General features: G+C 64.6%; 29 protein-coding genes and 4 tRNA genes. 12 read left to right on the top strand and 21 right to left on the bottom strand.

Translation table 11 applies throughout. The features are described from left to right. Positions 1-146: 146 nt before the first annotated feature. From RCJ92_RS05985 to RCJ92_RS05965, 5 genes are all read right to left on the bottom strand, one after another. Positions 147-917, bottom strand: a complete 771-nt coding sequence (locus RCJ92_RS05985; RefSeq protein ID WP_446754027.1) for a hypothetical protein — start codon at positions 915-917, stop codon at positions 147-149. Between the two features lie 243 nt (positions 918-1,160). After that, positions 1,161-1,577 (bottom strand): DUF3151 domain-containing protein, encoded by a 417-nt coding sequence (locus tag RCJ92_RS05980; RefSeq protein ID WP_421015536.1) that lies wholly within the window; start codon positions 1,575-1,577, stop codon positions 1,161-1,163. 2 nt (positions 1,578-1,579) lie between these two features. Continuing rightward, the gene (gene fbaA, locus RCJ92_RS05975) at positions 1,580-2,602 is read right to left on the bottom strand and encodes a class II fructose-bisphosphate aldolase (RefSeq protein ID WP_138174586.1); all 1,023 of its coding nucleotides are present in this window, start codon (positions 2,600-2,602) and stop codon (positions 1,580-1,582) included. A 151-nt stretch (positions 2,603-2,753) separates the two neighbouring features. Beyond that, positions 2,754-4,118: a peptidoglycan DD-metalloendopeptidase family protein gene (locus RCJ92_RS05970; RefSeq protein WP_446754026.1), complete on the bottom strand. Its 1,365-nt coding sequence runs from the start codon at positions 4,116-4,118 to the stop codon at positions 2,754-2,756. Between the two features lie 172 nt (positions 4,119-4,290). Beyond that, positions 4,291-4,965, bottom strand: coding sequence for a TrmH family RNA methyltransferase (locus tag RCJ92_RS05965; protein WP_391495632.1), 675 nt, complete (start codon positions 4,963-4,965; stop codon positions 4,291-4,293). Between the two features lie 73 nt (positions 4,966-5,038). On the opposite strand from RCJ92_RS05965, the gene corA reads away from it, so the two are divergent. Beyond that, on the top strand, positions 5,039-6,046 hold the full coding sequence (corA, locus tag RCJ92_RS05960; RefSeq protein ID WP_446754025.1) for a magnesium/cobalt transporter CorA: 1,008 nt from the start codon (positions 5,039-5,041) through the stop codon (positions 6,044-6,046). Between the two features lie 190 nt (positions 6,047-6,236). Beyond that, positions 6,237-7,070, top strand: coding sequence for an HAD-IIA family hydrolase (locus RCJ92_RS05955; protein ID WP_446754040.1), 834 nt, complete (start codon positions 6,237-6,239; stop codon positions 7,068-7,070). Between the two features lie 229 nt (positions 7,071-7,299). Here the strand turns inward: RCJ92_RS05955 and pyrE are convergent, their stop codons facing one another. Then, positions 7,300-7,857 (bottom strand): orotate phosphoribosyltransferase, encoded by a 558-nt coding sequence (gene pyrE, locus RCJ92_RS05950; RefSeq protein WP_138174594.1) that lies wholly within the window; start codon positions 7,855-7,857, stop codon positions 7,300-7,302. Between the two features lie 39 nt (positions 7,858-7,896). Between pyrE and RCJ92_RS05945 the strand changes: the two genes are divergently transcribed. After that, positions 7,897-8,343, top strand: coding sequence for a MarR family winged helix-turn-helix transcriptional regulator (locus RCJ92_RS05945; RefSeq protein WP_446754024.1), 447 nt, complete (start codon positions 7,897-7,899; stop codon positions 8,341-8,343). 9 nt (positions 8,344-8,352) lie between these two features. After that, complete coding sequence (gene nadE, locus RCJ92_RS05940; RefSeq protein WP_446754023.1) at positions 8,353-9,183, top strand: ammonia-dependent NAD(+) synthetase; 831 nt, start codon at positions 8,353-8,355, stop codon at positions 9,181-9,183. Here the strand turns inward: nadE and RCJ92_RS05935 are convergent. From RCJ92_RS05935 to RCJ92_RS05920, 4 genes are read right to left on the bottom strand one after another with little or no spacing between them, the layout of a single operon-like run. After that, complete coding sequence (locus RCJ92_RS05935) at positions 9,180-9,479, bottom strand: winged helix-turn-helix domain-containing protein (RefSeq protein ID WP_249354287.1); 300 nt, start codon at positions 9,477-9,479, stop codon at positions 9,180-9,182. The two genes, nadE and RCJ92_RS05935, sit on opposite strands and share 4 nt — an antisense overlap. Next, complete coding sequence (locus RCJ92_RS05930; protein ID WP_446754022.1) at positions 9,476-9,913, bottom strand: hypothetical protein; 438 nt, start codon at positions 9,911-9,913, stop codon at positions 9,476-9,478. Before RCJ92_RS05930 ends, RCJ92_RS05935 begins: the two co-directional genes overlap by 4 nt. Next, complete coding sequence (locus RCJ92_RS05925) at positions 9,910-10,194, bottom strand: hypothetical protein (protein ID WP_446754021.1); 285 nt, start codon at positions 10,192-10,194, stop codon at positions 9,910-9,912. The genes RCJ92_RS05930 and RCJ92_RS05925 overlap by 4 nt, the downstream gene beginning before the upstream one ends. A gap of 48 nt (positions 10,195-10,242) precedes the next feature. Then, positions 10,243-11,385, bottom strand: coding sequence for an acyl-CoA dehydrogenase family protein (locus tag RCJ92_RS05920; protein WP_446754020.1), 1,143 nt, complete (start codon positions 11,383-11,385; stop codon positions 10,243-10,245). Between the two features lie 72 nt (positions 11,386-11,457). Here RCJ92_RS05920 and RCJ92_RS05915 point away from each other — a divergent pair, with 72 nt between their 5' ends. Next, a complete protein-coding gene (locus tag RCJ92_RS05915) occupies positions 11,458-11,961 on the top strand; it encodes a MarR family winged helix-turn-helix transcriptional regulator (RefSeq protein WP_054821581.1) in 504 nt (167 codons plus the stop codon). Positions 11,962-11,973: 12 nt separating this feature from the next. Here RCJ92_RS05915 and mmsB read toward each other — a convergent pair whose 3' ends face one another. Beyond that, the gene (mmsB, locus tag RCJ92_RS05910) at positions 11,974-12,870 is read right to left on the bottom strand and encodes a 3-hydroxyisobutyrate dehydrogenase (protein ID WP_446754019.1); all 897 of its coding nucleotides are present in this window, start codon (positions 12,868-12,870) and stop codon (positions 11,974-11,976) included. A gap of 7 nt (positions 12,871-12,877) precedes the next feature. Continuing rightward, positions 12,878-13,927 carry a 3-hydroxyisobutyryl-CoA hydrolase gene (locus tag RCJ92_RS05905; RefSeq protein ID WP_446754018.1) on the bottom strand — a complete coding sequence of 350 codons (1,050 nt, stop codon included), beginning with the start codon at positions 13,925-13,927 and terminating at the stop codon, positions 12,878-12,880. 158 nt (positions 13,928-14,085) lie between these two features. Between RCJ92_RS05905 and RCJ92_RS05900 the strand changes: the two genes are divergently transcribed. Then, on the top strand, positions 14,086-14,886 hold the full coding sequence (locus RCJ92_RS05900; RefSeq protein WP_446754017.1) for an exodeoxyribonuclease III: 801 nt from the start codon (positions 14,086-14,088) through the stop codon (positions 14,884-14,886). Next, positions 14,886-15,740 (top strand): hypothetical protein, encoded by an 855-nt coding sequence (locus RCJ92_RS05895; protein ID WP_138174613.1) that lies wholly within the window; start codon positions 14,886-14,888, stop codon positions 15,738-15,740. The genes RCJ92_RS05900 and RCJ92_RS05895 overlap by 1 nt, the downstream gene beginning before the upstream one ends. 85 nt (positions 15,741-15,825) lie before the next feature. On the opposite strand, the gene RCJ92_RS05890 is transcribed toward RCJ92_RS05895, so the two are convergent. The 4 genes from RCJ92_RS05890 to RCJ92_RS05875 all read right to left on the bottom strand — a co-directional run bounded on the left by RCJ92_RS05890 (position 15,826) and on the right by RCJ92_RS05875 (position 16,290). Further along, a tRNA-Asp gene (locus tag RCJ92_RS05890) sits at positions 15,826-15,902 on the bottom strand. Between the two features lie 61 nt (positions 15,903-15,963). Continuing rightward, a tRNA-Phe gene (locus tag RCJ92_RS05885) sits at positions 15,964-16,036 on the bottom strand. A 53-nt stretch (positions 16,037-16,089) separates the two neighbouring features. Further along, positions 16,090-16,163 (bottom strand) — tRNA-Asp (locus RCJ92_RS05880). A gap of 54 nt (positions 16,164-16,217) precedes the next feature. After that, positions 16,218-16,290, bottom strand: a tRNA-Glu gene (locus tag RCJ92_RS05875). 145 nt (positions 16,291-16,435) lie between these two features. On the opposite strand from RCJ92_RS05875, the gene RCJ92_RS05870 reads away from it, so the two are divergent. Both RCJ92_RS05870 and RCJ92_RS05865 read left to right on the top strand, forming a co-directional pair. After that, complete coding sequence (locus tag RCJ92_RS05870) at positions 16,436-16,807, top strand: metallopeptidase family protein (RefSeq protein WP_138174615.1); 372 nt, start codon at positions 16,436-16,438, stop codon at positions 16,805-16,807. Between the two features lie 707 nt (positions 16,808-17,514). After that, a complete protein-coding gene (locus RCJ92_RS05865; protein ID WP_446754016.1) occupies positions 17,515-19,077 on the top strand; it encodes an NlpC/P60 family protein in 1,563 nt (520 codons plus the stop codon). A gap of 244 nt (positions 19,078-19,321) precedes the next feature. On the opposite strand, the gene RCJ92_RS05860 is transcribed toward RCJ92_RS05865, so the two are convergent. After that, positions 19,322-20,284: a universal stress protein gene (locus RCJ92_RS05860; protein WP_138925458.1), complete on the bottom strand. Its 963-nt coding sequence runs from the start codon at positions 20,282-20,284 to the stop codon at positions 19,322-19,324. A 169-nt stretch (positions 20,285-20,453) separates the two neighbouring features. On the opposite strand from RCJ92_RS05860, the gene RCJ92_RS05855 reads away from it, so the two are divergent. Beyond that, positions 20,454-21,911, top strand: coding sequence for an NCS2 family permease (locus RCJ92_RS05855; protein WP_138174621.1), 1,458 nt, complete (start codon positions 20,454-20,456; stop codon positions 21,909-21,911). A gap of 192 nt (positions 21,912-22,103) precedes the next feature. Then, complete coding sequence (locus tag RCJ92_RS05850; RefSeq protein ID WP_446754015.1) at positions 22,104-22,586, top strand: DUF2087 domain-containing protein; 483 nt, start codon at positions 22,104-22,106, stop codon at positions 22,584-22,586. 6 nt (positions 22,587-22,592) lie between these two features. Here RCJ92_RS05850 and RCJ92_RS05845 read toward each other — a convergent pair whose 3' ends face one another. Together RCJ92_RS05845 and RCJ92_RS05840 are read right to left on the bottom strand one after the other, a co-directional pair. Next, a complete protein-coding gene (locus RCJ92_RS05845; RefSeq protein WP_446754014.1) occupies positions 22,593-23,420 on the bottom strand; it encodes a spermidine synthase in 828 nt (275 codons plus the stop codon). Then, on the bottom strand, positions 23,413-23,928 hold the full coding sequence (locus tag RCJ92_RS05840) for an N-acetyltransferase family protein (protein ID WP_446754013.1): 516 nt from the start codon (positions 23,926-23,928) through the stop codon (positions 23,413-23,415). Before RCJ92_RS05840 ends, RCJ92_RS05845 begins: the two co-directional genes overlap by 8 nt. Positions 23,929-24,127: 199 nt before the next feature. Between RCJ92_RS05840 and RCJ92_RS05835 the strand changes: the two genes are divergently transcribed. Next, on the top strand, positions 24,128-24,499 hold the full coding sequence (locus RCJ92_RS05835; RefSeq protein ID WP_054821225.1) for a hypothetical protein: 372 nt from the start codon (positions 24,128-24,130) through the stop codon (positions 24,497-24,499). 105 nt (positions 24,500-24,604) lie between these two features. Here RCJ92_RS05835 and RCJ92_RS05830 read toward each other — a convergent pair whose 3' ends face one another. Together RCJ92_RS05830 and RCJ92_RS05825 are read right to left on the bottom strand one after the other, a co-directional pair. After that, positions 24,605-24,919: a thiamine-binding protein gene (locus RCJ92_RS05830; RefSeq protein ID WP_054821224.1), complete on the bottom strand. Its 315-nt coding sequence runs from the start codon at positions 24,917-24,919 to the stop codon at positions 24,605-24,607. A gap of 84 nt (positions 24,920-25,003) precedes the next feature. Then, positions 25,004-25,321, bottom strand: coding sequence for an AzlD domain-containing protein (locus RCJ92_RS05825; RefSeq protein ID WP_138174627.1), 318 nt, complete (start codon positions 25,319-25,321; stop codon positions 25,004-25,006). Positions 25,322-25,467 lie beyond the last annotated feature (146 nt).

The raw sequence follows: 25,467 nt of genomic DNA, 5'->3' as shown, positions 1-25,467 counted from the left end.
CATGGCTGATTCGTACCGCCAAGATAAATTAGGTCCCTTCCTTGGCGGTCATGTTTCGGAAATGCCTACACCCAGAACCTCGGGCAACTCTTCCGTGTCCGATGATCCGTCGGACTATTGAACGACAACCCCGCTCCCAGTTGTTGTCATTCCAATTCGTCTTGTCGGAATAGCGACAGCCAGCGGTGCGCTGGAGCATACTGCTCGTCTTCGATGAGATCCGTAAGGCTCTTTGCGAAGTCTCGACCTAGCAGGTCGTTAAGGGCCTCTCTCGCTTCGCTGGGCCCCGGCGCCCACCCGGTCGGAAACTTTTTCGTCTCGACCCATTCTGGTTCCGAGGATCCAATCGGCGTAAATTCAATTTCCACCAACTCAGCCCCCACTTCGGGCACCCAACAAACTCTAATTCTTGGTAATGGCAAAAGCTCCGACCAGAAGTTCACACCATCTGTTGGCGACACAAATGACCAGATCGATGTGGCCACATCGTCGGGTAGACCACACACTAGAGCCAGACGCTCGAAGGTGTTCGCATAACGACGCGGAACAGGAGTTCCCCCTTTCCGAACCGTCGCAAGGAGCTGTTCAAGAGCAGGACCTGGAGTTCCACGACTGAGCAGTGAATATGTCTCGCGGAGGGCGGACTGACCCATTTCGCGACTGAACCACTCGGCCATCCACTGACACTGCATCAGGACCATTCGTTCCTGTGCTGAAGATACTGGCCATTCCGGTTCAGTATGATCCCTCTCCGAACCGCACCAGGGTCCCGGTTCCTCGGACTTCGCAAACTTAGCCCAGAGAATACCTCGCTTTCCCGCCGCGCGGTCAGCTTCTTGAACGATGCTGGACGCCAAACGAGGTTCAATCTGGTTCGTCTGGTCAAGTAAGCTGCCGGGTTGCCGACTGGCGCTCATGACATCCACGGGAAAACGAGTACGGAGCCTAAAGGCTGGGATCGAAGCACCGCGAGGAGTCGCTTCGACTTCGTAAACCCCCGCAACTGACCTATGCCAGTCCGGAATCAGTATTCGGCGAACCCGAAATTTTGGGTTGCTCAGGATTTTCCCCTCCCCGCCGTCCGGCGCGTCTGAGCGCACGATTGCCCGGACCGATGCGGGATCGGACCGGGCATCGGTGCGCGGATGGTGCTGCTCGGATTACTCGCCGGCCTCGATGGCGGCCTTCGCCTCGGGGTCCGAATCGTTCAGGAAGTCCGAGATGCGCTGCACCTCTTCGCTTTCACCGATGGCGGCGGCGGCACGCCCCAGGGCATAGAGCGAGCGCAGGAAGCCGCGGTTCGGTTCGTGACGCCACGGCACCGGGCCCTGGCCCTTCCAACCGGCTCGCCGCAGGGCATCCAGGCCGCGATGGTACCCGACCCGCGCGTATGCGTAGGACTCCACCGCCCGCCCCTCGTCGTGGGCCTCGTTGGATAGCAGTGCCCAAGCCAGTGAGGAGGCGGGGTACTTGGCGGCAACATCCACCGGCTCATCGCCGGCCTGTAGCCGCTCAAGAACCTCGGTCTCCTCCGGCAGCAGGGTTTCGGGGATGCCCAGCAGGTTCTTGCCAATCATCATTACTTCAGGGCCTTCCCGGCCGAACCCAGCTGCTGCGCGGCTTCAACCACGCGGGCGGCCATGGACTCCTCGGCCTTGGCGCCCCAGACGCGCGGGTCGTAGGTCTTCTTGTTGCCGACTTCCCCGTCAACCTTCAGCACGCCATCGTAGTTGGTGAACATGTGTCCGGCCACGGGGCGGGTGAACGCGTACTGGGTGTCGGTGTCAATATTCATCTTGATCACGCCGTAGGACACCGCATCAGCGATTTCCTGCTCGGAGGAGCCCGAGCCACCGTGGAAGACGAGGTCGAAGGGGTTGTCCTTGCCGACCTTCGAGCCAACCTGGGCCTGGATGTCCTTCAGGATTTCCGGGCGCAGCTTCACGCCGCCGGGCTTGTACACACCGTGGACGTTGCCGAAGGTCAGGGCGGTGATGTAGCGGCCCTGTTCGCCGGTGCCCAGGGCCTGAATGGTGGCCATGGCATCCTCAACGGTCGAGTACAGCTTGTCGTTGATGGCGTTTTCCACGCCGTCCTCCTCGCCGCCCACGACGCCGATCTCAACTTCCAGGATCTGCTTGGCGGCGGAGGTGCGCTGCAGCAGTTCGGCCGCGATGCGCAGGTTCTCGTCTAGGGTCTCGGCCGAGCCGTCCCACATGTGCGAGTTGAAGAAGGGGTCACGTCCGGCCTTGACCTCGGCCTCCGAGGCGGCCAGCAGCGGCAGCACGAAGGAATCCAGCTTGTCCTTCGGGCAGTGGTCGGTGTGCAGGGCGATGTTGACCCCGTAGTTCTTGGCGACTTCACGGGCGAAGGCCACAAAGCCCAGGGAGCCTGCGGTCATGTCCTTGACCGAAGCGCCGGAGAAGTAGGCGGCGCCACCGGTGGAAACCTGGATGATGCCGTCGGACTCGGCTTCGGCGAAGCCGCGGATGGCCGCGTTCAGGGTCTGGGAGCTGGTGACGTTGACGGCGGGGAAGGCGTATCCCCCTGCCTTGGCAGCGTCGATCATGGCGTTGTATTTATCCGGGGTTGCGATAGGCATGCTTCACTCCTGGTGATTGAGCGGGGATAACCCGTCATCCTCGACGACAATTCGTTTCCATCCTAGCTTCCTCGCTGGGTTGGCATCAGAAGGCCACGGTAAGTGACGCGCCAGTTACGCCGGTCACCGGGCGCCGGGCCCACCGGTTGACCTAGCAGGCAGTGGGGCCGCTGGGCCCGTGCGACCCATGCGTGGGCGGCGTCGACCGCTCGAAGGGCGAGGCGCTGTCGGAGGGAACCAGCGATTCAAGGACCGAGGGGCTTGCTTCTTCACATTGCTGGGCCGGCGCGCTGTGGGTGGGTTCGCGATCCGGGGACTCGGCGTGCGGGGCGCTCCGGCTGTGCGCGGTGGTGGACTCAGAAGGTTCGCTTTGCGGGCTTCGCGTGGTTTCCGGGGGTGTGGAATCGGTGGGCGTTGGCGACGCTGTCGGTACCGTCGAGGACGGGCTGGAGCCTTCGGCGCTCGGTGGGGTGCTGCTCTCCTCCGGGCTCGGCGAGGTCGAGCTCGGGGGTGCGGGACGCGATGTGCTCGGTATAGGTGAGCTGTGCGGCTTATCCGGGCGCGTTGAGGACGGGGAAGGTTCCGCTGCCGGGCGGGTGGGCGGTGCTGAGCTAGGCCGCTTGCCGGGCTTGGGTTGGGGAACCACCGGGGTGTCATCCTCCGGCACCACCACATCCGGATCCGGCGCCGCGGCCGGCGGGGTCGGTTCCTCACGATGCTGGCCGCCGCCGGGCAGGGTCGGGGACTTCACGGTCAGCCGCCGCGAGTCGATCATGGCCTGACGCTGCCCGGGGATGCCCGGCAGGTAGTTGCGCGGGTCGTGCCAGCGCCCATCCACAATGACCTCAAAGTGCACATGGCATCCGGTGGAGTTGCCGGTGGTTCCGCTGCGGGCGATCAGCTGACCCTGTTCGACCTCGTCCCCGATCCCCACCAGCAGGCGGGAGTTGTGGCTGTAGCCGGTGTGCACATTGTTCCCGTGGTCGATGGTCACCCGATTGCCCGAATGGCCGCGCCAACCGGAGACGACCACGCGGCCGGCTTCGGCGGCATAGACCGGCGAACCGCAGGCGATGGGATAGTCCTGGCCGATGTGGATCTGGTTGCCGGGACCCGTGGGATTCTTGCGCCACCCGTAGGGGCTGGAAATGTTGCGTGTCGTGACCGGGTGCATGAGCTGCAGGCTGCCGGGCAGCACACCCAGCTGCCCCACCTGCCCGGCCAGCAGCGGCGCCCTGGGGGAAGCCCGGTCCGGTGCCGCTGTCTGCGGGGCGGCGCCCTTCAGCATCTCCACCGGCCGGCCATCGATGGCCACCACTTTGCCCGATCCACCGAATACCGCCAGCGGCGCGTACTGGTCGACGACAACATCACCGGCAAAGAAGTTCGGGTCGCCGATCGCATCGATCGCAACCGGGATGTTGCCCTGACGGTCCTCGGTGCCCTGGGCCACCAGCGGGAAGGCCAGGGCCGCGCTCAGGCCGGCTGCCGCCAGTCCGGTTAAGGACACTTTCACGGCACGGCGCGCGCCGCGTGTGCGCGTGGGCAGCAAGAGCTCGCGATTAACCTGATGACGCCGTTTCACAAGTGCCCGCTTTCCCCCGAGGACGAACACTTCCAAGCCTAGGCACTCCCGCGCGACTAATAAAGGCGCTTGAGTAAAAAGTAGGGGAGTTTTGGAGTGGCGGCTAGCCGACCTGCTGGTTAAACACGTGTCTGCGGATCCAGGCATGCATGGCAATACCGGCCGCGGAGGCTGCGTTGATGGAGCGGGTGGAGCCAAACTGCTCAATGGACAAGGTGGCCTCGGCTGCGGCATGCACCTCATCGCTCAGTCCGGGCCCTTCCTGGCCAAAGACCAGCACGCAGCGGCGCGGCAACTCATAGGTTTCCAGCGGCACCGAGTCCGGGAAGATGTCCACCCCAATGACCGCCAGGCCCTCGCCCTGGGCCCATTGGACAAAGTCCTCAACGGTGGGATGGTGACGCACGTGCTGGTACCGATCGGTGACCATGGCACCGCGCCGGTTCCAGCGGCGGCGGCCAATAATGTGCACTTCCTTGGCCAGGAACGCGTTCGCGGTGCGCACCACGGTGCCGATGTTCATGTCATGCTGCCAGTTCTCGATGGCGATGTGGAAGTCATGGCGGCGTTCATCCAGGTCGGCGACGATCGCCTCCATGGACCAGTAGCGGTACTTGTCGGCCACGTTGCGCCGGTCCCCGTGCTCCAGCAGTTGCGGATCCAGCCGCTCATCCTGCGGCCAGGGGCCCTGCCAGGGACCGACACCGACCTCGCTCTGCGCCGTGTCTTGGCCTGCAGCCTCACCTTGGGCGGTCGACTCGCGGGAGGGATCATGCACTTCTTGACTCACTCTTACTAGGGTAGTAGGTCATGGGATTCTTTCTGTCCATGGAACGAACGGGTGGTAACCGGTGACAGTGATCGACAACGTCATCTACGTGGCGGGCAAGGCCGTGGCCCATCCGCAGGACCTGGACCAGACCTTTGAAGTGATGCGACGCACCGGCGGCATGGGGTGGATCGGCCTGTACCGACCCACCGAACAGGAGCTTCAGGTGGTCAGCGAGCAATTCTCCCTGCATTCACTGGCCGTGGAAGACACCCTGAAGGGACACCAGCGCCCGAAGCTGGATCGCTACGAGGGCCATCTGTTTATGGTGCTGCGCCCGGCACGCTACCTCGATGACGTCGAGGAGGTGGAGTTCGGGGAGGTTCACATCTACGCGGGCGACGACTTCGTGGTGACCGTGCGCCACGCCGAGTCCCCGCGGCTGGCCACCGTGCGCCGCCACCTGCAGCAGTCCCCACAGCTGCTGGCCAGCGGCCCGGCGGCGGTGTTGTACGCCATCATCGACCAGGTGATCGACGAGTACTTCCCGGTGATCGACGGGCTGCAAAATGACATCGACGAGATCGATGAACAGCTTTTCCAGGGCAACCTGGACGTCTCGCGGCGCATTTACGAGCTGTCCCGCGAGGTGATCGACTTCCAGCGCGCCGTGGCCCCGCTGCCCGAGGTCCTGGAGCAGCTGCGCCGGCTGGCGCGGCGCACGGGCATGGATCGGGATGAGGCCAAGAGCCTGGACGCCAACCTGGTGGACGTCATCGACCACGCAATTCGCTGCGCCGAACGGGTGGAGTCCTTCCGCGCCCTGCTCTCCAACGCCCTGTCCCTGTCGGCGACCCTGGCCTCACAGCGGGCGACCGAAACGGGTCTGGCCCAGAATGAGCAGATGAAGCGGATTTCTTCATGGGCCGCCATCTTGTTCACCCCCAGCCTGATCGGTGCCATCTACGGCATGAATTTCGAGATCATGCCGGAGCTGGAATGGAGTTTCGGCTACCCCTACGCGCTGGGGCTCATGGTGGCCGCCGCGCTGGGACTGTATCTGGTGTTCAAGAAGAACAAATGGCTTTGAGCATCTTCCGCACTGTCCTCTGAGGGCACGGCGGGGCTCCGTGCGCGGCTGTGTAATCTGTACCTAAGAGGGAAGCCGCTCAACGACGACTGGTTCCGCCGGTTCCATCCAACGAAAGGACCTTGGCATCGTGTCCAAGCTACAGCGGGCAAAACGCACCATCCACGACATCAACAGCTGGCTGACCGATATGGACGGGGTGCTGGTCCATGAGGACCAGGCGATCCCCGGCGCCTCGGACCTCATCGACTACTGGCGCGCCAATGACATGCCGTTTTTGGTCCTGACCAACAACTCGATCTACACCCCGCGGGATCTGCGCGCCCGTCTGCTGTCCAGCGGACTGGACGTGCCCGAAGAAAACATCTGGACCTCGGCTCTGGCCACGGCGGAATTCCTCTCCCGCCAACGTCCCGGCGGAAGGGCCTTCGTGATCGGTGAAGCCGGGCTGACCACGGCCCTGCACGACGCCGGTTTCATCCTCACCGATGTGGCACCGGACTACGTGGTGCTGGGCGAGACCCGGACCTACTCCTTCGAAGCCATCACCAAGGCCATCCGGCTGATCGAGGCGGGAGCCAGCTTCATTGCCACCAACCCGGATGCCACCGGCCCCTCCCCCGAGGGCCTGCTGCCGGCGACCGGCGCCGTGGCCGCTTTAATCACCCGGGCCACCAACCGCGACCCGTACGTGGTGGGCAAGCCCAATCCCATGATGTTCCGCTCCGCCTTGAACCGGATAGACGCGCACTCGGAAACCACCGCCATGATCGGGGACCGGATGGACACCGATATCGTGGCCGGTATGGAAGCGGGGCTACTGACCATCCTGGTCCACACCGGAATCACCTCCAAGTCCGATGTGGCCTCCTTCCCGTTCCGGCCGGATCTGATGGCCGGTTCCGTGGCCGAGCTGCATCAGCAGCTGAAGGAAGGACCACATCCGGAGGCCGCGGCCGATGTCCCGCCCGTCGTGTCCGGGACGGACGCCGCACAGGATGAGGACCTTCCCCAAGCCAGGTAGCACCTCACTGCCCCGAAGCGGGGCCGGGCAACGAGCACCCACCTGAGGTCCCCGCTCCCCGGTGTGGGTGAGGGCCTGCACCCGGCCGGTGTGCTCCGCCTCCGGCGCGCCACGGCGCAGACCGCGCTCGCCCAGCAGCACGGCCCGCGGCAGATGCACCGGCGCTTAAACGACGACTCCGCACATCATGGGCAATTGACCCGGGATGTGCGGAGGAAACCGGCGGGGATCAGAGACCCAGCTCGTCCTTGCCGTAAACGAACAGATACGGCACCTCGGCTTCAGCCTCGATGCGCTCCTTGGCCCCGGTGTCCCGGTCAACCAGCACGGCGACGGCGACCACGTTGCCCCCGGCCTTGCGCACGCCCTCAACGGCGGTCAATGCCGAGCCGCCGGTGGTGGAGGTGTCCTCCAGGACGACCACGTTCTTGCCCTCGATGCTCGGGCCTTCAACCTGGCGGCCCATCCCATAGGACTTCTGGGCCTTGCGCACCACAAAAGCGTCGATGTTGCGGTGTGCGGCGCGAGCGCTGTGCATGATCGCGGTGCCGACCGGGTCCGCACCCATGGTCAACCCGCCCACGTTGGAGAATTCCAGCTTGGCCACATCCAGCATCTCCAGCATGACCTGACCAACCAAACCTGATGCCTCATGATGCAGGGTGATGCGGCGCAGATCGATGTAGTAGTCGGCTTCCTTGCCGGAGGAGAGAGTCACCTTGCCCCTGACGATGGCAAGTTCCTGGATAAGTTCTTTGAGTCGCTCGCGGGCGCTGGTTTTGCTCATGCCCTCGATTCTAGTCGTCATCCGGTTTAGGCTGATGCCATGAACGCGACTCGCCCACTGGGTTTCTGGTTGAAATTGGTTGATTCGCTGATTGACGAGCACTTCGCAGCGACTCTCGATGAACATGGCGTGACCCGGCGCCAATGGCAGGTACTGAACATGCTCGAACAACACCCCGCCACCGAACGCTCCCTGATCGATGCGCTGGCCCCCTATTTCGCCTCGGCCGATGAACCGCCCAGCGTGAGTGAGCACCTGGCCGAGCTGGTGGAGTCCGGGTGGATCGCCCATGAGGGCGAATATTTCTCGATCACCGAACGCGGCAGCACTTCCCTGTCCACGCTCAGCGAACTGGTCGACCAGATTCGCGAACAGTGCGGCGAAAACCTGAGCGAGGAACAGTACGCGACCACGGTGGCCTCCCTGGAGCAGATGGCCCGCAATCTTGGCTGGGAACCGCAGACGTCCCCCGAGGCCGGCACCTAGGATGGAGGCATGCGCGAACTTCAAGCTGAAATCATCAAGGAACTGGGCGTCAAGCCCCACATCGACCCGGCACAGGAAATCCGGAACCGCGTCGGCTTCCTGAAGGACTACCTGAAGGTGACCGGCGCCAAGGGCTTCACCATCGGCATTTCCGGCGGAGTGGACTCCACCCTGGTGGGCAAGCTGGCACAGCTGGCGGTCCAGGAACTGCGGGCGGAGGGCACCGAGGCCACCTTCGTTGCGGTGCAGCTGCCGCACGGGGTGCAGATGGACGCGGCGGACGCCCAGGCGGCCATCGACTTCATTGGTCCGGATGAGGACTACACGGTGAACATCGCCGACGCGGTGATGGGGGTGGACAAGGCCATCGCCGAATCCGGGTACCAGCAGCTCTCGGACTTCAACCGCGGCAACGTCAAGGCCCGGATGCGCATGATTGTGCAGTACGCCCTGGCCGGGGACCGTCATCTCCTGGTCCTGGGCAGCGACCACGCTGCCGAGGCGGTGACCGGGTTCTACACGAAGTTCGGTGACGGCGGGGCCGACCTGGTTCCCCTGGCGGGCCTGAACAAGCGGCAGAACCAGGCGCTGTTGCGCGAGTTGGATTCCCCGCAGGCCCTGTGGGCCAAGGTGCCCACCGCGGATCTGCTCGATAATCAGCCCCAGCGCACCGACGAGGACGAACTGGGCCTGCGTTACGAGCAGATCGATGACTACCTGGAGGGCAAGCAGATCGACACCGCCGCGGCCGAGCTGCTGGAACGGCGCTACCTGGTGTCCCGGCACAAGCGCACCACCCCGGCCACCCCGGCCGACACCTGGTGGCGTGCCCAGGACTAGAGCGTCCCGGTGATTTCCCGCAGGGCCTGGACATGTTCGGCCAGGCTCTGCCGCCCGGTTTTTGACAGGTGCGCCCAGGTGCGCGGCCGCTTGCCGACAAAACCCTTGCGGATCACCAGGTGGCCCTTCTCCTCCAGGGCCGCCAGGTGCCGGGAGAGCACCGAGTCCGAGACCCCCAGGGTTTCGCGCAGGGTCCTGAAATCGACTTCGTCCACCTGCTGCAGCGCCGCCATCAGCGAAAGCCGCACCGGGTTGGTGAAGTCTTCATTCATTCGGGCCCGGGGATGCTGTGTCACTGGCGGATCATCCACCCTCCGGCCACCGCCAGCGGCAGGGCCACCACGGCGCCGAGCAGCAACACCACGGCCAACGGCATCGGTGTCATGATCAGGGCCAGCAGCCCGGCATACAGCACCAGGCTGGCGGCCAGGGCAACCAGGTACCTGCGCCCGAAGCCCGCTGGCAGCACCCGGTGAAGCCGGCGGTACCCGAGCGCCAGAACGGTGATCGCCACCGCCGCAGCCGCGCAGAGCACCCAGAAACCGGTCAGGCTTCGCTGCGGGGTAAAGAAATGCAGCAGTACGTGCAGCGCCCCCAGGAGCAGACCGAGCAGCACGCTCAGCCAGCCGATCTGGCGGGCCCCGGCCCGGCGTGGTGAGGCCAGGGCCCGCTGGGCAGCCTGCACGGCGGCCAACTGCCGGGCCGCGTCCTCCCGTTCGCCAAAACTCATGCCGCCTCCTTGCGGCCGGTGACCTGGTGGGCGGCGCTGGCCGCCGCGCCCACTGCCGCGAATCCGGACATCCCGGCCACAAAGTAGACCGGAGCCCCGGTCAGGGCGAAGCCTATGAAGGCGCCGAGCACCACCGTCGCGGCGAGGACCAGCGTGATGCGCAGCGCCATCGCCGCCCTGCCGCGGATGTTCTGCCGATGAGTTGTGCCCCTGATCGTGCTGCCGGTGCCGCCCATGTCGTGCTCCCCTGCCGTCGCCGTTGGTTTCCACCACCATAACAAGTACTTTCCATATTGGAAAGTACTTTCAGCAAGCAGCTGGCCCCCGGGCTAGACGAACGCGCTCACCCCGGTCAGGGCCCGCCCCACGATGAGCGAGTTGATTTCATAGGTCCCCTCATAGGTATGCAGGATTTCGACATCGCAGAAGACCTTGGCCATGTGCCCGTCACTCACCACGCCGTTTCCACCCAGCAGCGCCCGGCCCTGAGATACCGATTCGCGGGCCAGGCGGGTGGCGGTGGACTTGGCCAGGGCCGCCTGCACCATCTCCAGCTCCCCCTGCTCCTGCCGCAGGGCCACATCGCGCATCATCGACAGGCAAACGGTCAGGTGACCGGCGATCTCGGCCAACGACTGCTGCACTAGCTGGAAGGAGGCGATCGGCTTGCCGAACTGCTCGCGCTGCAGGCTGTACTGGCGGGTGATGTCCAAGGTGGCCATCATCGCCCCGACCGCCTGCCAGCCCACCCAGGCGCGCGACTGCATCAGCAGTTCATTGGCCGCGGCGAAGCTGGTGGCTCCGGGCAGCTTGTTCGCCACCGGGATGCGCACCTGATCCAATTCGATATCCGCGTTCTGCATGATCCGCAACCCGATCTTGTTCTCGATCTTGCTGGCCCGGTATCCCGGCCGGCTGCTTTCCACCAGGTACGCCCCGACCTCGCCGCTTTCTGGGTCGCGGGCCCAAACCAGGGCGAAGTCGGCAAGGGTCCCCATCCCGATCCAGCGCTTGGAGCCGGTGATGACGTACTCCTGGCCATCGCGCACCACCTCGGTGCCCAGCCCGCCGGCGACATCCGAGCCGTGTTCCGGTTCGGTCAGGGCAAAGGCGCCAAAGGCCTCGAACCGGCTGAGCCTGGGCAGCCAGGTGTCCTTCTGCTCCTGGGAGCCCAGCGAGTCGATCATCCCCACGATCAGTTCATTGTGGATGCCCACCACGGAGGACAGGGAAATGTCGGCCCGGGCGATTTCGGCATGGATCAGTCCGCGCAGCAGCTGGGAGCCCGACTGCAGCTGCAGCCCGCCCAGCCCGGCATCGCCCAGCGTGCGCACCAGCTCGGCGGGGAACGCCTCCTTGTTCCAGTACTCGACCGACTGTGTCCGCAGCTGTTGCTGCACCAGTTCACGCACTTCGCGCAGCCGGGCCTGTTCTGCCGGTGACAGCTGCGTTTCGATTCCCAAAAGGTCCATCTGGGGTCTCCTTCCAAACCTTGGACGTCCAAGTATATTGTTGGACTAGTTCCGTTTTCCTAGGGGTATGAGATGACTGATCCGCTACCACGCGATCCGATCGCCGAGGCGCGCAGCCAGTGGGTTTCACATGGGTGGGGCCAGGAGGCCGACGCCATGGCGGCGATTACCGCCGTGATGCGCACCGCCTCGATCTTCCTGCAGCGTGCCGACGCGATCCTCAAGCCGCATGGGTTGACCTTCGCGCGCTTCGAGGTGCTCGCCCTGCTGGGGTTCTCCTCGCGCGGATCGCTGCCAATGAGCCACGCCAGCCAGCGCCTGCAGGTTCATGCCACCTCCCTGACCAGCTCCGTGGACCGGCTGGAAGCCGCGGGCCTGGTCCGGCGGGTGGCCCATCCCACCGATGGGCGAACCCGGCTCCTGGAACTGACCGGACAGGGACGCGCGGTCCTGGAGCAGGCACGCGATGAACTGAACCAGCAGCTCTTCGCCAACAGCGGGCTGCAGCACGCGGAAGCCACACAGCTGTTCGAAATCCTGGCCGCCTTCCGGCACCGGGCCGGCGATTTCCTGTAGCGTGCCACGGCGCTACAGCGAGCCTTCGCGAATTGCCGTGATGATGGCCGAGAAGTCGTTGCCCGCTCCCCCGGCCTCGCTGAACTTCTTGTACAGCTGCGTGGCCAGCGCGCCCATGTGCGCGTCGGTGTCGGTCAGTTGCAGGGCGCTGGCGGCCAGGCCCAGGTCCTTGCTCATCAGGGCCGCGGCGAAGCCCGGGGCATAGTCCCGGTTTGCCGGGGATGAAGGCACAGGTCCGGGCACCGGGCAATTGGTCGTCACCGACCAGCACTGGCCGGAAGCCGAGGAGATGACGTCAAAGAGAGCCTGGTGGCTCAACCCCAGCCGCTCGCCGAGCACGAAGGCCTCCGCGGCACCGATCATAGAGATCCCCAGCAGCATGTTGTTGCAGACCTTGGCCGCCTGCCCGGCTCCGTGCCCGCCACAGTGCACCACCCGCTTGCCCATGACTTCCAGGACCGGCTGGATCTGGTCCAGGTCCGCCTCCTCGGCACCGAGCATGAAGGTCAGCGTTCCCGCCTCGGCTCCCACCACCCCACCGGAGACCGGGGCGTCGGCGCTGCGGTGCCCGCCGGCCACCGCCAACTCGGCGGCTTCGCGGGCCTGGGCCACATCAATGGTGGAGCATTCCAGGAACAGCGTATTTGGCGGGGCCGCCTCCAGCAGGTAGTCGCGGTAGGCATCAAGCACGTGCTGACCGGTGGGGAACATCGTAACCACGATGTCCACGCCCTGCGCCGCCTGCGCCCCTTCCTGCACCGTGGTGATGCCCAGGCCGGTGGCCGCTTGAAGTGCCTGGGGCATGACGTCAAAGGCCTTGAGCTCATAGCCGGCCGCGTACAGGTTTGCCGCCATGGGCAGGCCCATGTGGCCCAGCCCGAGAAATCCGATCCGAGGTTTGCTGTCCATGCCTATTTCACTCCTTAACGCTTACGGTGCCATGTTCGATCAACTCGAAATCCAGTTCGCGCCCGGCCAGGGGCGCCAGGTGGCGGGCCACGCGCTGCTGCGCGCTGAGCCCGTCCACCCGCGCCACCCACTGTGGACTGCGGTCCTTGTCGATCACCTGGGCACGGATCCCCTCGCCGAAGTCCGGGTCGTCCAGGCGGTGCACTGCGGCCCGGAATTCCCGGCGCAGGTCTTCGCGCAGGTCGCTGCCCGCCTCCTGCAGCAACGCCAACACCAGGTCCACCGAGCTGGGGCAGGCCCGTTGCAGGGCGGCGGCCGCCCGCTGCGCCGCCGGATCCTGGTACCGCTGCAACTGCTGGAGGATATCCACCGGTTCCGCGGCCTCAAACGCCGTGATCCACGGTTCGGACAGGATCCCGGGGGCCGGCTGGCTGCGGTGCTGGTTGAGCACCTGGTCCGCCGACAGGGTTTCCAGCTCCCGCAGCAGCTGCGGCAACAGGCGCTGTTCCACGTGCACGTCGGCCAGGCCCAGTTCGATCGCGTCGGCCGCCCCGACGCTCTGTCCCGTCAGCGCCGCGTAGCGTCCCGCCGAACGCGGCGCGCGCGCCAGCAGGTGGGTGCCGCCCACGTCGGGAAAGAATCCGATGGAGACCTCTGGCATGCCGCATTTGCTGGCCTCGGTGACCACACGGTGGCTGCCGTGGGCCGAGATGCCTATGCCCCCGCCCAGAACGATCCCGTCCATGAGGGCGATGTAGGGTTTGGGGTATTCGTCAATCAGCGCATTGAGCTGGTATTCAATGCGCCAGAATTCCTCGGTGGACCCTTCGCGGTCGTTAATGTCGCGATAGATGGCAACGATGTCCCCACCGGCACACAGCCCGCGCTCCCCGGCCCCGGTCACTGCGACCTGGTGGATCTGCGGATCATCACGCCAAGCCAGCAAAACGTCGAGCATCTGCTGGCACATCGCGGTCGTCAGGGCGTTCAGCGCACGGGGACGGTCCAAGGTGATTAGCCCCAGGGTGCCGCGCTGTTCAATGCGGATATCGCTCATCTATCAGGCCTTCTCGTGAGGGCGGTCACATGCTACTGACGAATATACTCGGACATCCAAGTATTTTGAAGGGTGCCATCCAAACTCGCTCGCCGCAGCGGCCAGCCCGTGATTTCATCGACCCGGATTCCCGCGCCAAAAATTGATAGGTTGAAGACGTGAAGATTGCGACTTGGAATGTGAACTCCCTCAGGGCCCGCGCCGACCGTGTTGAGGACTGGCTGCGGCGCACCGACGTCGATGTCCTGGCGATCCAGGAAACCAAGTGCAAGGACGAGAACTTCCCCTGGGAACTGTTCGAAAACAACGACTACGAGGTGGCCCATTTCGGGGTGAACCAGTGGAACGGGGTGGCGATCGCCTCCCGCGTAGGGCTGGACGACGTCGAACGCACCTTTGGCGGTCAACCCTCCTTCGGCAAGGGTGGGAAGGATCCGATCCAGGAGCCGCGCGCCATGGCCGCCACCTGCAACGGCGTTCGCGTGTGGAGCCTCTACGTTCCCAATGGACGCGCACTGGATGACGAGCACATGGAATACAAGCTGCAGTGGCTCGATGTGCTGAAGGACAATGCGGCCTCCTGGCTGGAACGGGATCCCGACGCCCAGATTGCCCTGGCCGGGGACTGGAACATTGCCCCAAGGGACGAAGATGTGTGGGACATCGACTTCTTCGTTGAGAACCGGATGACCCACGTTTCCGAGCCCGAGCGCGCCGCGTTCCGGGCCTTTGAGGCCGCAGGATTCAGCGACCCGGTGCGCCCCTTCACCGAGGGCGCCTTCACCTACTGGGACTACACTCAGCTGCGCTTCCCGCGTGGTGAGGGCATGCGCATCGACTTCGCGCTAACCTCGCCGGCGCTGGCCGCCCGCGTGAACAATGCATGGATTGACCGTGAAGAACGCAAGGGCAAGGGTGCTTCGGACCATGCCCCGGTGGTTGTGGAGCTCGCCGGCTGATGACTCCGGAGATCTCTGGCCCACTTCAGGAGCTGAGTGCAGCCACCGCTCACCTGCGGGTGTATGAACCGCTGGCCGCTTTTGAGGACTGGGCGCAGAGTATCATCTTGTCCACCCCCAAGCGCGACTGGCAACAATCCGAGGAACATGAAACCCGTCTGCTCTGGACCCGCACGTTGCGCAGGGTTTCGGATCCCTTCCCCCACGACGAGCCGGAGTTCTTCCGCGCGGTAACCGTCGCTGGCTATGACGGTACAGAGCACACGCGGTACTGCCCAGGCCAACTGCCGGCCCGGGCGTTGCTCGCCGCGGAGCAGGCGGAGGAAGCTATGCGCCCGGAGGTTTTTGACCTGCTCGTTCCCCCCGCAGCGCGGGAAGCCAACGCTGTCCGGTTGGACACCAACCGGCTGGCCGAGGACCTGACGCACCTGAACACCCGCACCTCCAGCTGGGGCATCCCCTTGAGCTGGTTCGCGCTCTTCCGCGAGGATGATGAGGTTCGGGTTCACCAGCAGGGCGACAAGTTGCGCTCGGTTCGCCTGCTGACCACGTTTTCGCAGGCAGTGGAGCGACTGTCCTGGGCCCTGAACGTCATGGTCGCGCACGCCGCCCAGGCCCCGCTGTTTGAAGAACTGGGACAATTAGGCACCTGGCTGGAGGGCTTTGACCGGGAGTCGGTGCTTGAACTCGATTACGGCACCCTGGCCGAATTGGTCTGGCCGGACGATTCGGTCAATGACCTGCACCATGGCCTGCAGGCGCTGGAAGAGAGCGACGCCACCGGGGCGGCTGCCGCATACCGCAGGTTAAGCAACCGGTGGCTGGGGCCGCGACATCTGGGACGCGCCAACTAGGGCCGGTCACGGGAGGCGGGTGAGCCTTCGGTCCGCGCCACCGACAAGCTTAACGCAAAAAGCCTTCCCGAAGGAAGGCTTTTCTTGGCGACCCTGACGGGACTTGAACCCGCGACCTCCGCCGTGACAGGGCGGCGCGCTAACCAACTGCGCTACAGGGCCATGTGATTTGGATTGCCACCCAAACGACATAGTAAAACCCTCGGTCACCCGAGGGCTTGCGTGGCTCCGACCGGCGTCGATCCGGTGACCTTTCGATTTTCAGTCGAACGCTCTACCAACTGAGCTACAGAGCCTGGTATCGCCATTGCTGACGGACACCCGGTATCCAATTTCTTGGAAACCTAAGCGACCCTGACGGGACTTGAACCCGCGACCTCCGCCGTGACAGGGCGGCGCGCTAACCAACTGCGCTACAGGGCCTTGCTATTGCAAGCCGGTGAATTACTCCACCTGGCAATCGATAACGATTGCTTGTACCCCCAACGGGATTCGAACCCGTGCCGCTGCCGTGAAAGGGCAGTGTCCTAGGCCGCTAGACGATGGGGGCCTATGATCTGCTGCGGTTTCTTGCGTCTCCGCTGCGGACTTCAATAACTATACGTGGCATTTTTTGATTTCGCAAAACGAGCTCCACCCCTCCCGTGGCGCACCCGAAGACCCTTCGCCGCCATCTTCCAACGTAGTCTGGAGGCATGGATTTGCAGATGCCCGACGAGGAGTTTGACGAGCTGGTCCGTCAGGCGATCGAGGCGATTCCCGCCTCTGCCCAGCGCATGATGGATAACGTCGCCTTCTTCATTGAAGACGAGTACGAACCCTTGCCCGGAGAACCGGAAAACACCGAGATTCTGGGCATCTATGAGGGCATCGCCCTCACCGAGCGGGACCACGACTGGGCGGCGGGTGCCATGCCGGACCGGATCATCATCTTCAAAAACCCAACGCTGCGGGTCTGCCGATCACCTGAAGAAGTGGTACGGGAAGTGGGCATTACCGTTATGCACGAGCTCGCTCATCACTTCGGCATCGATGACGCCCGACTGCATGAATTGGGCTGGGGATAGCTCCGAAGGCGGCGCAAAGTTTTTTGAGATCTGCGTCACCAGGCAGGTTCCCGCCGCAGGGCGAGACCGCCGCACCCCACGCCGATCGCGACCGGATCAAACCGCGGATCCCCTTGAGAGCCTATCTATAGGTAACGGACGAGAGCTGCCGGAGAGGGGCCGCACCCGACGCCATCCGACCCAGCCCGTGTTGGATCCAGGGCCACCGCCCGGACTCTTTCCGACAGCGAATGCAGGACGCTTCCTTATACCGAATCGCAACAATCCTCCAAATTCTGAGACCTTCATGCGGAGTTTAGCGAGGCCCAGCACTAGCTCAAGGAAACCCAATCTCTTTCATGCATACCAAAAGTCCTCATGTCACACCGTTTCGGAAGAATCTTCCAGCAATGTAATTCATGTGACTGGTGTGACGAGTGTTGCCATCGGTTACGGAATTGGCCTAGTGTGCTAGTTGGAACCTTATCCAAACCGTGACCTTTGAGACGGATTTCGAAGGCTTCATAACAACGGATGCGGGCACCACTCATCATCATTCAAAACTCGTGAGGAACGACCACATGCCTAAACGCCACACGCTCAGCGTCGCTGCATGCTCCCTTGCCCTGGCTGCCACCTGCCTCGCCGGCGCCATTCCGGCCGCGGCCTCCAGCCAGCCATCTGTTACCTCATCCTTCACGGTCCCGGCAGCACCAGAAGGTTCGAGCATGCCCACTGCCGCAGAGGTGGAAGCCGCCAAGGGCGACAAGGCCGCGACCGACGCCATGATCAGCCGACTGGAGAGCTCACTGGCCGCCAGCCGGGATCAGCTGGAGCAGGCGGAAACTGAGGCACTGCAGGCGCAAGATGTTCTACTCACGGCCACCGAAGAGCGCGACGCCCGCGTTGCCGAGGCCGACCGGGCCCGCGAGCAGGTGAAACTGGCCAAGACCTACTTGGACCAGAGCCGCGAAGCCGTTGGAAATATCGCGGCCGACCTGTACCGCGGCGGCGCAAGCTCCTCCACCCTGGGCATTCTCCTGCAGGACGACGAGTCCAACGACGTGTTCTACAAGGCCGCAACCATTGATGCGCTGAGCCAAAGCCAATCCCACAAACTGAACTCCGCCGCTGAAGCGCAGGCCCTGGTCGACGCCTGGCAGGATTATTCGTCTGCAGCCGAAAAGGCGGCAAAGAAGGCCACCGAGGACTACGATCAGGCTGCTTCGACCGCCAACTCCACGTTGAACCGCTACGAATCCGCCGTGGATCCGCAGCGCAAGCTGCGCGACGAACTGATCGGTCATCTGGCCACCCTGCAAGAGCAGGAAGAAGCCGAGGTTCGCAAGCAGGTCGAGAAGGCTGAAGCCAAGGCGGACGAAGAGAAGCTTGACTCCGTCATTGCCCAGGACACTGAGCCCAAGGTTGAGGACAACGAGCAGGCCCCGACGGTCGGGCAGGTCACTCCGCTGACGGTGGAGAAGCCTCAGGAACTGGCTGCCAGCGAGCCGGAGGACTCACAGGAGCAGGACAAGCCGAACGTGGCGCCAACTCCGGAAGCCGAAACGGAGCAGGCCGAGGAAGAGAAGCCTCAGGAAGCAGCCAAGCCGGCCCCGAAGCCGGAGCAGAGCAAGGCACCCGAGCCAGAGCAGCCAAAGGCCGAAAAGCCGAAGGCCACCGAGAAGCCCGAGGAAACCAGCAAGCCGAAGGCGGATAAGCCCAAGGAATCAACGAAGCCAAAGACGGAAAAGCCCAAGGCTGAGGAGCCGAAGGAAACCGCCAAGCCCAAGCCGAAGCCGAAGCCGCAGCCGCAGCCGCAGGCCACTCCGAAGCCTACTCCCAAGCCGAAGCCTAAGCCGCAGCCTAAGCCGCAGGTGACGGAGAAGCCCAAGGAAACCATCACCCCGCAGAGCAGCAGCAACTACTCGGCGGCGATCTCCTGGGCCATGAAGACCGCCAATGACCCGAGCAAGTACTACGTCTTCGGCGCCAATGGCCCGAACGCCTTCGACTGCTCCAGCTTTGCCCAGCGGGCCTTCGCCCAGTCGGGCATCTCCTTGCCACGTTCCTCCACCCAGCAGTACCAGGCTGCCCCGCAGTACGTGTCGCTGAGCCAGTTGCGCCCAGGGGACCTGGTCTTCTCCTCCTCCAACGGTGGGGCTTCCATGTACCACGTGGCCATCTACATCGGCAACGGACAGGTCGTGCACGCACGCAACCCACAGGCCGGCATCTCGGTGACCCCGCTGAGCTACGTCAACAACATCATGCCGCGGGCGGCACGCTACTAGGCACACCCGAAAGGGACAGCCGGCACCCGGTCACAGGGACCGTGGATGGAGCATTCTTCTCGAACTGCCCCGCCCACGGTCCCTTTTCATGCCCCGAACACCTGACCCGGCGGATGCAGGGGCTCCCCAACCCTCCGCGCAACCCCTGACGCCCAGCGGCCGCTGGATCACCGGGGCTTCCCGGCGGTCCAGCGGCCGCTCGTTCAGGGTTCCGGCTACGTGAGTGCCGGAGCGCTGGGTCTTTCTACTGTTCCTCTTCCTCGAAGTCCTTGCGGTCTGCCAGGCGCGGGTCCTCGCTGTCCGGGACCACCATCACCGGGCCCTTCGAGTGGTGCAGCACGCCCTGGCTGGTCGAGCCCAACAGCATGCCGGCAAATCCGCCGCGGCCCCGCGAACCGGTCACGGTCAGCACCGCGTGCTCGGATTCACGGATCAGCACTTCCACCGGAGGGCCGGGGATGACATCGGTTTCCAGTTTCAAGTCCGGGAAATGGGACTTCAGCCAGCGTGCACCGACTTCCATCTGATAGCGCACGTCTTCGAGCACCGCCTCCTGGTCCACGGTGGCCGGCATCCAGGCCAGCGCGGCACTGACCGGGGCCACAGCGCACACGACGCGCAGGGTGATGTCCCGGGCCAGCGCGGCCTCCGCCGCGGCCAGCACCGCGGCGCGGGCACGGTCCGAACCGTCCACACCGACCACGATGGCCTCGCGGCTTTCGATCTCCTGGCTCTCCTGCTCCCTGGCCATGCTCAGCGGCACCACCACGGTGGGGCACTTGGAGTGGGCCGGCAAGGCGGAGGACACCGAGCCGAGCAGGCGCCCGACGAAGCCGCCGCGGCCGCGGGTGCCCACGACCACCAGATCGGCGTCATTGCTCAGGTCCAACAGCACTCCAGCCGGGTCCCCGGATTCAATGTAGGTGCGAACCTGAACGTCGGTGTCCCCTATTTCCTCGCGGGCCTGGCGCACAATGTCCTCGGCGCCGCCACGGATCAAGTCGTCGTCCAGGGTGGAATAGCCCGCGTCCATTGACGATGCGGCGAACACCGGAATGGTGTACGCCGAAACCACGTTCAGCACGGTTCCCCTGCGGCTCGCCTCACGCACCGCCCACTTCAGGGCGCAACGCGATTGCTGGGAGCCATCGACGCCAACGACGATCCCCTCGATCTTCTCGGTTGCGGCAGGTGTCTGGTCGCTCATCAGATTCACTCCTCATAGCCCGGCACTTACATCGGGGTGATTCCCGTTACCCCCAATGTACTTCCATTCTTCCCATTGGTGTGAGTTGGGTCTAATGATTTCACGCACAGCCTACTCATTGCGGGGTTCGGGGTTTTTCGCCGAGGCAGAAAAGCATAGAATTTTTACCATGTCCTCCAGCACCCAAACCCCCGCGACACTTACGTTCGCCCAGCGCGTAGACCGCTATTTCAAGATCTCCGAACGCCAATCAACCTTCTCCACCGAAATCCGCGGTGGCATCGCCACCTTCTTTGCGATGAGCTACATCGTCGTGCTCAACCCGCTGGTGCTCTCCGGGGCCGATGCCAGCGGCACCGAGCTCGGGCTGCAGCGCGTGGCCGCCGTGACCGCGTTCGTGGCCGGCATTCTGACCATCATCATGGGCGTCTGGGCCCGCCACCCCTTCGCCATGGCCACCGGCCTTGGCGTAAACGCGTTTGTGGCCATCACCGTGGCCACCAATCCGGGCCTTACCTGGCAGGACATCATGGGCCTGGTGGTCATCGCCGGCGTGGTGATGTTCGTTTTGGTGCTAACCGGCTTTAGAACGGCGGTGTTCAACGCGGTGCCGGCCTCGCTGAAAACGGCGATCGTAGTGGGCATCGGCATGTTCATTGCCCTGATCGGCCTGGTCAACTCGGGATTTGTGCGCCGCATCCCGGACGCCGCGGGCACCACGGTTCCGGTGGGGCTGGGCTTTGACGGCAAGCTGCTGGGCTGGCCCATCCTGGTGTTCATCATCGGACTGCTGCTGACCATGGCCCTGGTGGTCCGCAAGGTCAAGGGGGCCATCCTCATCGGCATTGTCGCCGCAGCGGTGCTGGCCAACATCCTGGAGGCCATGTTCGACATCGGCGCCTCCAGCGCCGAGAACCCCAGCGGCTGGTCGCTGGTGGTCCCCTCCCTTCCCTCCTGGACCCTGCCGGATCTGAGCTTGATCGGCCACGTGAACCCGATCGGCGCGTTCTCCTCCCTGGGCGTGACCGCAGCGCTGCTGCTGGCGTTCGTGATCCTTCTGTCAATCTTCTTTGACGCCATGGGCACCATGGTGGGCTTGGCGGCCGAAGCCGGGAACATCGACGAGGAAGGCAACATCCCCGACGTTGAGAAGGTCCTGCTGGTGGATGCCGCCGGCGCCATTGTCGGTGGCGGCACCTCGAGCTCCTCGTCCCAGATTTTCGTCGAGTCCGGCGCCGGCATCGGCGAAGGCGCACGGACCGGGTTTGCCTCGGTGATCACTGGACTGCTGCTGCTGGCCGCCATGTTCCTGACCCCACTGATCTACCTGGTGCCCTTCGAGGCCGTGGCCCCAGCACTGGTGGTGGTTGGCTTCATGATGATCTCGCAGGTCACCAAGATCGACTGGAACGACTGGGGCCTGGCGCTGCCGGCGTTCCTGACCTTCACCCTGATGCCGTTCACCTACTCGATCGCCAACGGCATTGGCGCCGGCTTCATCGCCTTCGTGTTTATCCGCTCAGCCCAGGGCCGGGCCCGCGAAGTGCACCCTCTGATGTGGGTAGTGGCCGCCGCCTTCGTGTTGTTCTTCGGCATTGGCCTGATCGAGCAGCTCACGGGCGTGTAGCCGTTCAACGCCCCTGCGCAGCACGGGTCGATTCTGGAGCGTCGGATGGCGCTCCGGATTCGACCCGTTTGTCGTACACCGGGCCATCCGGCATGCGCCACGGCCGTGATGGGTCAATGTAGACTCACCGACAACGGTCCTGCGCTCCGCGGCGGCCGAATACCACATCCCACCTGCAGGAGGTTACGCGGCATGGGCACCCAATGGATCGAAGTTTTTGCCGGCATGAAGAATCCCGGGATGCGCCACGTGCTGGGGCTGGTGCTCTGCGGCCAGCAAGAGCAGCTGCCCGAGGATCGAACCACCACGAAGAATCTGGAGCGGTGGGAGAAAATTGGCCTGTTGCGCCAGGGGCCGGGCTGGGAGCTTAACGAGCAGCTGCTCACCTCGGCCCTTCGGGCTCGGGCCCGGCCCAAGCCCGAAGGGGTGCAGCGATTTTTCAACGGGCCGCGCCTGCTCTCGCTGCCGGCGAAGCCCGCTGAACGGCACGAGGTGCTGCGCCAGATCCGGGATGCGGCGATTGGCGCTGATGAGGAATTAAGTGAAGAGCGGCTCAACGACCGGCTGCGCACAATCCACCCGGACGTCGCGTTGCTGCGCCGCTACATGGTTGACAGCTTGCTTCTGGAGCGCAGCGCGAACGGCAGCGCCTACCGAAGCACCGGCGCGGCGTAGCGCAGGCTAGCCGCTGATCGGGCTGGCGCCGGCAATAAAGCGGCTCACCCCGGCCCCGGAAATGACCTGGGCCGGCAACGGGGCCATGCGCAGGTTGCGTTCGAATCCGGCATCCAGCGGCAGCGGTTCGTCACTGGCCAAGAACACGATGTTCCCGTAGCGCCGCCCCTTGAGCATGGGGGCATCGGCCACCATGGCCACATGGGCGAACACCTCGCTGAGAGTGGCGGCCTCGGCCCGCGCCCCGGCCAGATCCGCGGTGTCCCCGCAATTGGCCAGGTAGGTGCCGCCCACATCCAGTACGCGCTGCACCTGACGGGCATATTCCAGCGTCGTCAGTTCCACCGGGGTGGTGCTGCCGGCGAAGACATCCCGGATGATGATGTCCCGGCTGGCATCGCTCAGGCCGGGCAGCACCTGCGCGGCATCCCCCACCCGCAGGCGCACCAGTGGGGCCCGGGGCACCTGGAACTGGGTGCGCACCAGCTCGGCGAGCTTGGCGTCAAGTTCCACCACCACCTGCCGGGCGTTGTCGTAGGTGGCTGCCACCCAGCGCGCCATGGTGCATCCGCCCCCGCCCAGATGCAGGACGCGCAGCTTGCGTTGCCGGCCATCAAACCGCTCCGCCGGATAGCCGAAGCCGAACAGCGGTTGCATCCACCGCATGTATTCGAAGTCCAGGAACGTGGGATCATTCAGGTCAATATGCGAGGAGGGCACCCCGTTGACCTTGAGGATGTAGCGTTCGGCCCCGTACGGGTCCGGCTCAATCTCCGCCAGTCCGGTGTCAATCGGATACTGCCCGGGCAGCAGGGCACCGGTGGTTCTAGCCACGTTTTCGCACCATCCGGATTTCGCGCAGGCCTTCCCAGCAGCCGGCCAGGTCTTCCCCGGTACCGTCCGCCTCAAAACCGTGCTTGGCATAGAAGGCCCGGGCGCGGGCGTTCTGCTCCAGAACCCAAACCAGCGCGTCGCGCCGGCAAAGCACGGTCTCCAGCAGGTGCTCGCCCACCCCGGTTCCATACATCGGGGAGAGCACATAGAGCACGCCCAGCTCGATCTCGACCCCGGTGTCCTTGTCCTCATCGATCACCGGGGTACCGCCAGCCAGTCCGATGATGGTCCCGTCGGCCAGTTCGGCGACGTAGAACTGGGCGCCGGCCTCAATCCCGCGCTCCCACCATTGGACCTGCGCCTCTAGCTGGTCCTCCTGCTCGGTAAAGAAGGATTCGGGCCGCAGATGCCCATACGCCTCGCGCCATGCCTGCAATTTCATCAGCAGTGCCGGGCGGATGTCCTCGGTCCGGGCCAAACGAATTCGATAGTCGTTCCTCAGTTGCACCACTACAGCGTACGACAGGCCATGCGAGAGTGGCCAAGAAACCACGCGGATGGAAAATTTCAGCCATCTCACGTTGGGCGCGCGGATGCTCTCCTACTTAAGTACGATTGAGCGCCCCGCCCGGATTTGAAAGACTGGCATTTAGACAAACACTCGGTGCCCACCGGCACCACGACCCGCCTTGGAGGTGCCCTGACGCGTGAGCAACAATGAAAAGTTCGCGTGGGTGGCCGCCGCCATGGTGACGGGCTTTTCGCTGGTGATCTGCCTGGCGCCCGGGCTGTGGCTGGCGGTGGCCGGGGCGATCCTGCTGATGGGCTGCTTCACCGTCATCGCCCAGCTTGAACGCGGCTCCGCGCAGCTGAACCGCAGGCACTGGTACTACCTGGTGCCGCTGGTGCTGGCTCCGAGCATCTGCGGGCTGCTTTCCGGGCCGGTCACCTTTTGGATGGGCCCGCTCATCGCCGTGGTGGGCGGGGTTGCCACCTATTACCTGGCCCGTAGCTATCCGGTGATCGGTGAGCCGCGCCCTGTCCAGGAGCCACTGGTGGATAGCGAGCACCACGTCTAGCCAGGTTTCTTCGTCTCCTCGGCCCAGCGCGCTGCGGCAACCTCCCGCCCCCCAAACCGGGGCGGAGCTCATCGACGGCTGCTTCCCCCTTCGGCTGGCGGGCCGCTACTGCCCGGATTCCTCGATGGCGCTCTCCAGGCGTTCGAGTTTGCCGTGGATCTCACCTTCGTAACCCGGGCGGATGTCGGCCTTGATGACCAGGGAGATCCGCGACCCAAACGGGGCCACGGCCTCGGTGGCCCGCTTGACGACGTCGAAGACCTCGTCCCAGCTGCCTTCAAGTTCCGTGAACATGCTCGATGTCCTATTGGGCAGGCCCGAGTCTCGGACGACCTTGACTGCAGCGGCGACGGCATCGTGGACGGAGCCGTCGGGGTTGCTGCCGGTTCCGGATGGGGCTACGGAGAATGCGACGATCATGGGAAAATCCTTCCTTGGGGCCGGTGGTGTCGATCCCCACTGTGCCACCGTCCCACCGGCATTGTCATCCCTTGCGTGCGTACGCTACGCGGCCAGCCCGGTGGCCCGCAGCAGGATCGCGGCCCCTGCCCCGGCAATTACCACCAACAGGAACGGGGCCCGCAACAGCAGCGCAATCGCCGCGGCGGCCAGGGCCCCCACCCGGGCGTCAATGACCAAGTCCTGCCCGGAGGTGAACCCGTTCATGGTCACCAGCGAGGCCAGCAGGGCAATGGTCAGGATGCCGGCGACGCGGGACATCACCGGGGAATCCAGCACCCGGCGCGGCACGAAGTAGCCGCACAGCTTGATCGCGAAGGCGCTCACGCAGGCGCCCAGGATCCACCAGCTCAATTCACTCACGGCTTGCCTCCATCAACTTCACGCAGTCTGCCGTGCTCGGTGGCCCGCGGCGCGTGCCGGGACGCGGCCAGGGCGTACAGCACCGCGCCTGCTGCGGCGATCAGGATCGGCAGGCCCGGCGCAGTGAAGGGTACCGCCAGCGCTGT

Source organism: Glutamicibacter sp. BSL13, from assembly GCF_052928425.1.
This window is presented reverse-complemented; position numbering and strand designations above follow the sequence as displayed.